This window comes from Pedobacter sp. UYP24 (assembly GCF_054057295.1).
In genome coordinates this window covers 40,575-51,900 of sequence record NZ_JBSRZD010000015.1, presented here as the reverse complement: position 1 = coordinate 51,900, position 11,326 = coordinate 40,575, and the positions used below count along the sequence as shown (strand labels likewise).

At 40.9% G+C, this 11,326-nt stretch carries 9 protein-coding genes; 8 read left to right on the top strand and 1 reads right to left on the bottom strand.

Going from position 1 to position 11,326, the window contains the following annotated elements:
* The 7 genes from ACVWYN_RS17605 to ACVWYN_RS17575 all read left to right on the top strand — a co-directional run.
* Window positions 1-228 (top strand): hypothetical protein (locus ACVWYN_RS17605; protein ID WP_457290201.1); only part of this gene is annotated, 228 nt, incomplete at its 5' end.
* A 30-nt stretch (window positions 229-258) separates the two neighbouring features.
* On the top strand, window positions 259-642 hold the full coding sequence (locus ACVWYN_RS17600) for an HYC_CC_PP family protein (RefSeq protein WP_457290200.1): 384 nt from the start codon (window positions 259-261) through the stop codon (window positions 640-642).
* Between the two features lie 211 nt (window positions 643-853).
* Entirely contained in the window at window positions 854-2,128 is a 1,275-nt protein-coding gene (locus ACVWYN_RS17595) for an efflux RND transporter permease subunit (RefSeq protein ID WP_457290199.1), read from the top strand.
* A complete protein-coding gene (locus tag ACVWYN_RS17590) occupies window positions 2,125-4,017 on the top strand; it encodes an efflux RND transporter permease subunit (RefSeq protein ID WP_457290198.1) in 1,893 nt (630 codons plus the stop codon). The genes ACVWYN_RS17595 and ACVWYN_RS17590 overlap by 4 nt, the downstream gene beginning before the upstream one ends.
* A gap of 5 nt (window positions 4,018-4,022) precedes the next feature.
* Window positions 4,023-5,252, top strand: a complete 1,230-nt coding sequence (locus ACVWYN_RS17585) for a TolC family protein (protein ID WP_457290197.1) — start codon at window positions 4,023-4,025, stop codon at window positions 5,250-5,252.
* On the top strand, window positions 5,233-6,375 hold the full coding sequence (locus ACVWYN_RS17580; RefSeq protein ID WP_457290196.1) for an HlyD family efflux transporter periplasmic adaptor subunit: 1,143 nt from the start codon (window positions 5,233-5,235) through the stop codon (window positions 6,373-6,375). Before ACVWYN_RS17585 ends, ACVWYN_RS17580 begins: the two co-directional genes overlap by 20 nt.
* Window positions 6,368-7,624 (top strand): efflux RND transporter periplasmic adaptor subunit, encoded by a 1,257-nt coding sequence (locus ACVWYN_RS17575; RefSeq protein WP_457290195.1) that lies wholly within the window; start codon window positions 6,368-6,370, stop codon window positions 7,622-7,624. Before ACVWYN_RS17580 ends, ACVWYN_RS17575 begins: the two co-directional genes overlap by 8 nt.
* Before the next feature lie 40 nt (window positions 7,625-7,664).
* Here ACVWYN_RS17575 and ACVWYN_RS17570 read toward each other — a convergent pair whose 3' ends face one another.
* Window positions 7,665-11,072: a glycosyltransferase gene (locus ACVWYN_RS17570; RefSeq protein ID WP_457290194.1), complete on the bottom strand. Its 3,408-nt coding sequence runs from the start codon at window positions 11,070-11,072 to the stop codon at window positions 7,665-7,667.
* 109 nt (window positions 11,073-11,181) lie between these two features.
* On the opposite strand from ACVWYN_RS17570, the gene ACVWYN_RS17565 reads away from it, so the two are divergent.
* Complete coding sequence (locus tag ACVWYN_RS17565) at window positions 11,182-11,313, top strand: hypothetical protein (RefSeq protein WP_457290193.1); 132 nt, start codon at window positions 11,182-11,184, stop codon at window positions 11,311-11,313.
* Window positions 11,314-11,326 lie beyond the last annotated feature (13 nt).

The window sequence follows — 11,326 nt, the reverse complement described above, 5'->3', positions numbered from 1 at the left end:
CCCATGCTATTTGTAGCGGATGCTCGTATCGATGGTAATGGCAAATTGCGTTTCCAGTTAGGACGGGACGATATTCCTATTTCAAGCCGTATGCGCTTTAATATTATGCTGAATACCGATAAGGAATATGCAGCAGGACTTCGATACATTGTCACCAAATACTTTTCATTATCAACGCATTATGATAGTGATATGGGCTTAGGTGGCGGTTTAACATTGACTTATTGAAAGAGACATCAAAATACTTATCTTAGCCTTGTGAAAAAGATCACCATCATTTTATTAACCGCTGTTTACCTGCTCTCCGCTATCGGTGTGTCGGCCAGTCGTTTTTATTGCTGTGGTATTTTGAAAACAACCAATCTAACGATTGGAGCAGACCACGAAAGTGAAAAAACAATCACCAAAGGGAATGATTGCTGCAAAACCATGAAACAATCTTTTAAAGTAAAAGACAACCATTTCGGTGCTGATCCTTTTACTATTGTGGTTAAGTTCTTTCCGGCTATTATTGAAGCAAAAACTTCATTTATACTAAATAAAGTAACGAATGCAGCGGCTTATACGAGCTTTTACAGCCATGCGCCGCCTTTTGTGAGTCTTACGCCTATCTATACTTTAAACTGCGCCTACCGGATCTGATCCGAACCTCTATGCTGCGATCAGCAGCCCACCATTGAAATCATTTTAATTACCTTCCTAACGCTACCGGATTTTTCCGTTTAGCAATATTTGTTCATTCTGAATTTTAAAAATATGAAAAAGGTAATGTTGATGGCTATGGCTGCTGAAAAAATGAAAATGTAAACCATCATGGGGTATGGGTTGCTATATCCCCCTTAATTCAATTAAGATGATTAACCAATTGATCACCCTGTCCTTAAAAAACAGGTATATCGTTTTACTGATAGCCATAATCCTTTTTGCTTGGGGTACTTATGCTATACGCGAAAATCCTATTGATGCCATTCCCGACCTATCTGAAAATCAGGTAATCGTGTTTACCGAATGGCAGGGCCGCAGTCCGCAGATCATGGAAGACCAGGTAACTTACCCATTAGTAAGTAATTTACAGGGCATCCCTAAAGTAAAAGCAATCCGGGCGACCTCCATGTTTGGGATGAGCTTCGTTTATATTGTTTTTGATGACAAAGCTGATGTGTACTGGGCAAGAAGCCGCGTGCTGGAAAGACTGAATTATGCACAACGGCTGTTGCCCGAAGGGATTACGCCCACGCTTGGGCCTGACGGTACAGGTGTTGGTCACATCCTGTGGTATACACTAGAGGCCAAAGGAATTGACCTTGGCGAACAGCGGGCTTTGCAGGATTGGTACGTTAAATTCGGCTTACAAACTGTGCCCGGCGTAAGTGAAGTAGCCTCTTTCGGTGGATTTGAAAAACAATACCAGATCAACGTTGATCCACATAAACTCAATTATTACAATATCCCGCTGAGCCAGGTGCTTAAGGCTGTCAAAAGCAATAATAATGATGTTGGTGGTCGTAAGTTTGAAATGAACGGCACGGGTTACATCGTTCGTGGGCTGGGCTATATAAAAACTTTGCAGGACGTTGAGAACATCTCTATCGGAACGATCAATACCGTATCGGTAAAAATAAGGGATATCGCTACCGTACAAATGGGCGGCGATCTTCGTTTGGGTATCTTTGATCAGAACGGAGCGGGTGAAGCGGTAGGAGGTATCGTTGTGATGCGCTACGGGGAGAACGCAGACAAGGTGATCCATGCAGTTAAGGATAAGATGGCAGATATTCAAAAGGGCTTGCCGCCAGGCGTAAAGTTCAAAATCGCTTATGACCGAAGCGAACTGATCGAGAGCGCTATCGGTTCTGTCAAACATACACTCATTGAAGAAATGATCACCGTATCCATTATCGTGATCTTGTTTTTGTTTAGTTGGCGCAGCGCGTTAAGTATCATTATACAGATACCGATTACCATTGCTGCCAGTTTTATATTATTAAATGCTTTTGGCATATCATCTAATATCATGTCTTTAACAGGTATCGTCTTAGCCATTGGCGTAATCGTAGATAATGGAATCGTAATGGTCGAGAATTCACACCGTAACCTAGCTATTGCACAAGAAAAGGAGAAATCATGACCAAAGAAGAAAGAATCAAAATTATAGAATCCTCATCGAAGCAGGTAGGCCGTGGGGTCTTCTTTTCCACACTCATTATTGTCGCTTCGTTTCTGCCGGTATTTTTACTAGAAGGACAGGAAGGCAAATTGTTCGGCCCATTAGCCTGGACAAAAACATTCATTTTAGCCATTGATGCGATACTGGCTGTAACACTTGCCCCGGTTCTGATCTCCTTTTTTGTGAAAGGAAAATTAAGAACAGATGAGCATAATCCCCTAAATCGCTTTATGGAAAGGGTTTACCGACCGATCTTAAACTGGTGCATGACCTGGCGTAAAACTACGCTTGCCGTCAATATAATAGCATTACTGATCAGTATACCCTTATTGTTAAGCCTTGGCAGTGAGTTTATGCCACCTTTGGATGAAGGGACGATATTATTTATGCCGGTTACTTTACCTGATGTATCCAATACAGAAGCTAAACAATTATTACAGGTGCAGAACAGGATCATCAAGAGCATTCCCGAAGTGAAAAACGTGTTAGGTAAAGCCGGGCGAGCCAATACCGCTACGGATAATTCACCGATCAGTATGGTGGAAACCATAATCCTTTTAAAACCCAAAGCAGAATGGCGCAAAGGAATAAACAAGGAGGATATTATCGATGAATTGAATACCAAACTGCAAATACCTGGTGTTGTGAATGGCTGGACACAGCCGATCATCAACCGGATCAATATGCTTTCTACCGGCATTCGCACCGATGTTGGACTAAAAATTTACGGGCAGAATCTCGACACGATATACGCCCTGTCCAATCAAATGAAAAAAGCTTTGCAAGGGATAGCCGGCGTTAAGGATATGTATGTTGACCCGATCACAGGGGGTAAATACCTGGATATACAGGTTAATAAGGAGGCTATTGGACGATACGGTTTAAGTGTGGATGATGTAAACCAGATTGTGGAAAGTTCATTAGGCGGGATGAATATTACGCCTACCGTGGAGGGACGGAGAAGATTTAGTGTCAATCTGAGATTGGCACAGGACTACCGGAATAATCTAGAAGAAATCAAACGCACATTGGTGCAAACACCCAATAATGGCCCTATACCCCTATCATCAGTAGCGGACATTAAGATTAGTGACGGCCCGGCGATGATCCAGTCTGAAAATGCCTTATTGCGCGGTACGGTTTTATTCAATGTCCGGGATAGGGATCTAGGCAGCACTGTACAAGAAGCGCAGGATAAATTGAATTCTATGGTTAAAACTTTACCGAAAGGCTACTTTGTAGAGTGGAGCGGACAATACGAAAACCTCATCCGGGCCGAACACACACTGAAAATGATATTGCCCATTGTGCTACTCATTATTTTTGCCTGTTTATATTTCGCATTTCATTCTATCCGCGAAGCATTTTTTAGCCTTATCAGTATTCCTTTTGCGCTGATCGGTGGTGCCTACATGGTTTATTTCTTTGGGGTGCATTTATCCGTTGCCGTGGCGGTAGGTTTTATCGCCCTGTTTGGTATCGCAGTAGAAACCGGTATCGTCATGGTGATCTACCTAAACGATGCTATGCAGCAACTTGTGGCATTAAAGGGAAATTCTAGAGAAACGATTACTAAAGAAGACCTGCGCATTTATGTAATGAACGGTGCTATTAAACGATTGAGACCGAAATTAATGACAGTTTGTGTCGCCTTGTTTGGTTTGATCCCAGTACTATGGGCAACCGGCACTGGAAGCGATGTGATGCAGCCTATTGTGTTACCGATGATTGGTGGTGTATTAACTTCTTCCACGCATATTCTCTTAGTTACTCCCCTTATCTTTTTAATGGTCAAGGAATATGAACTAAGAAGATATGGCAAGCTGGAAGTATTGGACGTAAAGGAATAATGTATATGAAGAAGAAATTTATTACCCTTTTAGGGATCAGTTTACTTGTTGCTAACCTTTTAAAAGCGCAGTTATCAGTGCTTCCCTTAGATACGGTGTTGGTCAGGATTGGCCGGGCAAATCCTGCGATATTGGCTTATAATGCCAAAGTAGCAGCACAAAATGAATATGCTAAAGGTGCAAAAAGCCTGGATGCGCCCAAACTCAGTGCGGGTCAATTTCAAACACCCTATTCAGTTAACCCCAAAGGTGGTTCATTTATGATCCAGGCCGAACAAATGTTTACCAATCCCGCAAAGCTGAAAGCTAAAGAAAAGTACATGAACGGCATGTCGGCAATTACTGAGCAGGAGCGGGCTTATTTGAAAAATCAATTGTTAGCGCAAGCTAGTGGGTACTATTACGATCAGGTTGTAGTAGCAAAAAAGCTGGCATTATTGGAAAACACCAAAAAACTATTAGAATATATGCTAAAATATGCCAATATTAAATTGACTTATGGCAAAGAAAAACTGAGCAATATCTATAAAACAAAAGCCGATCTATACGAACTGGAAAATATTAAAGAGCAGTTGGATAACGAGATCCGGCAAAAAATAGTGATGCTCAATACGCTGATGAACCAGGACAAGGAAACCGTCTTCTCTGTAGATACCACTTTAGCCGCCAAGGATTACGAAACGGGTTTAACGGATACCGCCAAATTAGCTAATAGAAGAAGCGATATCAAAATGATCGACCGTAATATCCAGTTACAGCAATTGAATGCCCAGGTAGAATATAGCAAACGCAAACCGGATTTCGGAATACAAGCTGGGCACATGATCAGTTATGGCGGCTTCCCTAAACAGTATATTCTGATGGCTTCCGTCACTATGCCTATTGTGCCCTGGACGTCAAAAGGGTATAAAGCGAATTTAAAAGGTATCAGATATGAGGTAGAAGCTTTGCAAAATGAAAAACAAAACAAGCTAAATGGTGCAGAAGGGCTACTAGTTTCTTTAAGAATGGACATTAGCAGTAAGAAAAGGCAGCTTAAAAATTATAGTCAAAACATTATTCCCGCCATGCAGAATAGCTATAAAACCGCATTGCTGGCCTACGAACAAAATACAGGTGATCTTCCTTCGGTCTTAAATGGTGTCAAAGACCTGCAATCTGCACGAATGGGCCAATTAGACCTTTTACAGGAACTCTTACAATTACAGGTAGCTTATGAAAGAGAAAATGAGTAGTATTAAAACGATAGTGACTTTAAGTTTGATGACACTGCTTACAGTAGCGGCATGTAATAATAAACAGCAGACCAGCGAAAGCGCAGGTATTAGTCTGAGTACCGTATTGCAGCCCGTTAATTCATCCGTGATTGCATCCATCAATGCCATCAGTCCTAAGCAAAAGACAATACCCATGCAAATACAAGCCGATGGATACCTGGATTTTGATACCCGAACTTTTAATAATATCGCGGCCAGGTTTTCCGGACGTATTGAAAAATTATACATTAAATATGCGTTCCAGGAAATTCATATCGGGGAGCGAATCTTTGATATATATAGTCCTGAAATGGTAACTGCTCAACAAGATCTGTTATTTCTGGTAAAAAACTCACTGCAGGAAACAGCTTTAATCGATGCCGCTAAACAAAAATTGTTGTTGCTGGGCATGACATCTGCACAGTTAATTAAGGTAGTAAAAACCGGAAAATCTTTTTATAATCTACCGGTTTACAGCCCTTATAATGGTCATGTACATGATATGCCGCATACGCAAATGGCCGGGATCGCTGCGGTAAAGCCAGCGGAAAATTACAGTAGCAACGTTCCACTTTCCATCCGCGAAGGTATGTATGTAGAAAAAGGGCAGAATATATTTAATGTGGTCGATCCGCACCGCTTATGGGCTATCATCAAAATTGATCAAGCTGCAAACGTCATGTTACGTTTAAACCAATCAGTAACTATCAAGCTGCCGGATATGCCGGAAATGACCATCGCCGGTAAAGTGGATTTTATCGAACCCTTTTTGCAGCCGGGGGATAGAAGCACCAGTATCCGGGTATATATTCATAATATGAACCATGACCTTAAAGTAAATAGTATAGTAAAGGCAACCATCCAAACTGGGAGTGTAAGTGGCTTGTGGATTCCACGTTCCGCATTAATTGACCTGGGTCGCACGCAACTGGTCTGGATCAAAGATGGTCCTGTTTATAAGGCTCATGCGGTAAACGTGGGGGCTATTAATGGCAATGAGATACAAGTAACCAAAGGGTTATCGCAGATGGATAGTATCGCTGAAAATGCACAATACCTCACAGATAGTGAAAGTTTCTTAAAAACCCAAGACAATGAATAATCAGATCACGCTATATAGCAAAGCATATAAATATTTTTTTCTCCTCATCATCCTGATTGCAGGATTGGCTTCCTGCAGACAAAGGGTAAAGCAGGTACAGCAAGCAGGCGAAATGCACAATAAAATTTACTATACCTGCTCAATGCATCCGCAAATACACGAAGATTATCCAGGCGATTGCCCGATCTGTCAGATGAAGCTCATTAAAGTAGAATTAACTGGTATGAATTCAGCGATGGTGAGTAATAGCCTATCCTTAACAGCAGCACAAATACAATTAGCTGAAATTCAAACCGATACAGTAAAGGAAGAAAATATTGGCGATGAAAAAATGGTTACCGGGACAGTATCAACTAATGAAAATCAGGCTGATGAGTTAAGCGCACGGATAGCTGGACGGATACAAAAGCTGTTTATCAGGGCCACAGGTGAAAAGATAACCCTAGGTCAACCAGTTTACGCCCTGTACAGCGAAGATCTGCTGGAGGCTGAAAAGGAATACCTTTTGGCGGAAGAACAGCAAAAAAAGTTGAATAACCCGGATGTTGATTACAAACAACTGACCCGATCTGCTGAAAATAAACTATTGCTTTGGGGGCTTTCTGCTTCACAGATTAGGAACTTAGCAGCAACCGGGAAAACTACTGCTACGACAACCATCCTGAGCAAGATCAACGGAACAGTGAGTGATATTATGGTGCATGAAGGTGACTATGTAACAGAAGGTATGCCGATACTGAAAACCCAGGCATTGAATAGCCTTTGGGTGGAGGCACAAATTTATGCCAGCGAAATAGGAGCGTATCACCAAAAAGATGAAGTGAACGTTACATTACCGGATTTGGGCGGCCAGGTTATTAAAGGAAAGATAGACTTTGTAAATCCTGAACTTTCTGATGCATCAAAAGTTGATTTGATCAGGGTAATTATTCCGAACACGCAAGGATTAATAAGACCGGGTATGCTGGCCTATATTGCTACCCAAAACGGGAAATCGAGAACTTTAGCCATACCAGCTTCATCCATATTAAAAAGCGGAAAAGGTGATATGGTTTGGGTCAAAAATACCGATGGCAGCTATTCCCATAAGATCATCAAGGTGGGGCCAGGAAATCAAAGTTTTGTTGCCGTTATTTCAGGATTAAAGGCTGGGGATGTAGTTGTGACCAGTGGCACTTACCTTTTAAACAGTGAATCCATATTTAAAAATGGGGATGGGAAAATGGACATTGGCAATATGAAAATGTAAGGTTATTGAGCTATGCGAAAATATTAAAATTATAAAACTTCTAATGGTTAACCGTTTCTTTTACGTTACCAGTCCGTTTTAATGTTCCCCAGCTTTCTAGTTGTCCGCGTAATGCACCTCTGCAAGCTCTAAATAGAACGATGTACATCAATTGTCGCCAATAGAAACGTTGAGGGAATAGATATAGGAGGTTTTTCAATTTCTCTTTCTCCATACGAAAAGCAATAGTGGCGAACAACATATCTAACACAATGAAAATAATGTAATAGAACAGCACCTGACCGAAACCATTGTGCAAACTAAGTATGCCAGAAAAACCAGCACTCGTCAGGTTGTTTATTGCGCTGAGGGAGAAGATTCCGCCGATGAGTGAAACCAACATAAAGAAATCGGCTAGTGGCGAGAAAAGTGGCAGTATAATTTGGTAAATAAGAATGTTGGGCATGCCAACCATTCCAAAATAACCATACTTCTTATTAAAGAATGTTTTTCTGTTTTTCCAAAAGCTTTGCATAACACCAAAACTCCAGCGAAAGCGTTGTTTCAACAACATCTCTACTGTTTCTGGAGCTTCCGTATAAGCAATTGCAGTGTCGCAATTTTTAACCTTATATCCAGCACGTAAAATTCGCATGGTAAGGTCGCAATCTTCAGCCAGGGTATCTATGGTAAAGCCCCCAACTTCTAGAATAACCGACTTCCTAAAGGCACCAATGGCACCTGGAACTACAGTAATGGTATTCAACAAATCGAAGGCACGACGGTCCATATTCTGAGCGGTGATGTACTCGATAGACTGCCAGGTTGTGATTAGGTTATGGGCATTGCCGACTTTAACGGTACCTGCAACAGCAGCAATTTCTTCGCTATAAAAAAGCTTCATGAGCTCCGTTACGGCATCTGCTTTCAATTGTGTGTCTGCATCTATACAAACTAAATATTCTGCAGATGCTTTTGCAATACCATAATTAAGGGCAGATGCTTTACCTCCGTTAATTTTGCTATAGAGTTTTACCTGTGGATGATCGCTAAACCTTGCGCTTACGATTTCGAAGGTTTTGTCTTTAGAGCCATCATCCACAAAAATGAGTTCGAAATTTGGATAATCTAATTTTAACAGGCTATTTATGGTTTGTATCGCTGTAACTTCCTCGTTGTAAGCCGGGATAATAATACTCACCAGATCTTTAGGGTTCTTGACCAATAAATCTGCATTTTTCCGAGCTAATTTTCGCTGCCTGATTGCAAGATAGGCGATAAAGAATGTGCGCAGTATTGCCAGGACAATGGCAACGGTAAATATCACATTCAAAGTGATATTTCCATAGTAGAAGAAGTTGATGAAGAAATAATCACCAGAGCCTAAGAAGCCAGTATTGGCTGCAGAATTTACCTCTGGCATTAAATCTGAAGGTTTTCGCCCCATCAAATCTGCAATACTGGAAAAGGTATAACCTTCCTTTTTGAAAAAATGGATAATGCGTGGTAGGGCAGCTACTGTGGCCTCGCGATTGCCTCCCGCATCATGCAATAACAAAATGTTACCGTTGTCTTTTTGCTTAATCACTTCGTCAAAGATCTGATCTGCGGTTTTTCCAGGTTCCCAATCTTCTGGATCAATGTACTCGCCTATATTAATGTAGTTCTCCTTCCTGCTCTGCGCAACAGGCAATATTTCTGAAGTGTTTTGAGGTTCTGCATCTGCATTAAACGGGGCTCTAAAAAGAATGGTGCTATGACCAGTAACAGCTTCTATTAGTCTTCTGGTGGCATTTAGTTCAAATTTAACACGGGCAGGGCCCAAAGTTGACATGTCTGGGTGAAAAAAAGTATGGTTTCCAATGAGGAAGCCATCGTCATATTCCCTTCGCAGCAAGCCCATGTTTTTTTCTGCCATAATGCCGACTACAAAAAATGCTCCTGGTACTTTCTCTTTTTGCAAAATGTCTAATATCTGTGGGGTGTAGGTAGGATCTGGGCCATCATCAAAGGTTAAAACAATTTTTTTCTCTGCGTAACCATAACGCTTAATCACATACGGACTAGGTATTTTAAGGTAGCGCTGGTTTGCGATGGTAAAATTATCTTTGTTTAAAGTGAACCTAACTATGCCTGGTTGTGGTGTAGATATTAAATCTAATATTTCTCCCTCGCCGATATAGTTTATGCCATTCATAGTAAGTGAAGAAATTGATCGAAGGTCAAAAGGTTTCTTATTCAAGGCTTCTAAACTTAGATCCCTGGAAATATATTGCCATATTCTTTTGTCTTCAGCACCCAAACGCCATAATGCTATTCCTGCAACTCCCCAGTCATCCGCCTTGCGAATGAGGTTAAAATAGGTTGCAGCATTGGTAAAATATACACGGTGTTGAATGCCGTTATCAGCCTTATATTGGTAATTTAAATTGGCTGAAGCAGGATCAAATGTTACTTTGCTTTTGTAACTTACAGCGGTGGTCATGGCCTGTTCATAAGTCATGGGTGTACCTACACTCTGATCTGGCCAGTCGTAACCATAGCATGCAATTGCCAAAATCACTTTATCTGCATCAACTTTACTACAAAGGTCATCCAGCTTTTCTTCAACCCACTCTTGGTTAGAAATGTCGCCCGCATTGCTATCTTCGCTATGCTGGTCGTAGGCCATTAATATCAGGTAATCATTGTATTGCTGTAAAATTTTAGGGTCGTAATCGTCGTTGTCTACAGCGATATCCTGCATAACCAGTAAGCCTTGCCTATGAAATTGTGTGTACAGGTTTTTCATAAGGTTGTTAAAGCTGGCTTTGCTATCTGCGTTTACTTCTTCAAAGTCGATGTTTACGCCTTTATACTTATATTTTTTTACCAGTGAGATCAAGTTCTTTATGAATTCTTGCTGCGCGCTAGTATCAATTGTTAGTTTTTTTACGGCCTTACCATCCCAACCATTTTTACCATAATTTGAAATATCGGCAATAGCAAATTTTCCTGCTTTGTTAATTACGCTCAATGCTGCGGTATCAACTTGTTCAGTTATCGAGTCGCCATTTAAAAAAAACGATTCTGTTGCAATCATATCCAGATGCCCAATATTTCGTTTTAAATCTGAAAGAGAGTTTGCTCTGCTTGATGCCCAACTCACATAGAAGCCCATGTTAATCCGTTTTTTGTCGCCATGTATTGCACTTACATGCTTTTGCCGGTCTCTTTTAATTTTTTCTAAATGTGATTTGGCGATGGAAAAGTCCTTGTATTTCTGGGATTTCTTTAGCCTGTCTAACTGATTGGCATTAAATTTACCACTCACATCCAAAAAGGGCAGCTTTGGGACTTGAACAGAGGATAGGGTGAGTACAACACAAATGATTGCAGCTGCAAAAACGACAAAAAAAGTCCTGCTTATCCAAGTAAAGGTATTCCAGCGTGTTTTCTTTTCAGTTTGAAAAATTTGTTTTCCGGGCATTTTATGATTCTGTGATCAAAAGTCGGTAAATAAGATGAAGAATGCGTGAAGTGTTTTTTAAGAAGATGACAGCTATTATGCTGGCATGACCGTTAAACTTGATAAAAGTATGAGAAACGGTGCATACACTACCGCTGCATTTTGGTTGGCAAATAATGGTAAAACGGTTGATCAGCTATGGGCAGATTCCTGGACAGTGTTTGGACACCTATGGACATCTCCTGAGTTCGTTTGTGATTGATAATCAGAGTGCT

Excerpts from the sequence above, each read along its gene's own strand:
- ACVWYN_RS17570 (WP_457290194.1), bottom strand. The coding sequence starts at position 11,072 with ATGCCCGGAAAACAAATTTTTCAAACTGAAAAGAAAACACGCTGGAAT.
- ACVWYN_RS17585 (WP_457290197.1), top strand. The coding sequence starts at position 4,023 with ATGAAGAAGAAATTTATTACCCTTTTAGGGATCAGTTTACTTGTTGCT.
- ACVWYN_RS17590 (WP_457290198.1), top strand. The coding sequence starts at position 2,125 with ATGACCAAAGAAGAAAGAATCAAAATTATAGAATCCTCATCGAAGCAG.
- ACVWYN_RS17565 (WP_457290193.1), top strand. The coding sequence starts at position 11,182 with ATGAGAAACGGTGCATACACTACCGCTGCATTTTGGTTGGCAAATAAT.
- ACVWYN_RS17575 (WP_457290195.1), top strand. The coding sequence starts at position 6,368 with ATGAATAATCAGATCACGCTATATAGCAAAGCATATAAATATTTTTTT.
- ACVWYN_RS17580 (WP_457290196.1), top strand. The coding sequence starts at position 5,233 with ATGAAAGAGAAAATGAGTAGTATTAAAACGATAGTGACTTTAAGTTTG.
- ACVWYN_RS17595 (WP_457290199.1), top strand. The coding sequence starts at position 854 with ATGATTAACCAATTGATCACCCTGTCCTTAAAAAACAGGTATATCGTT.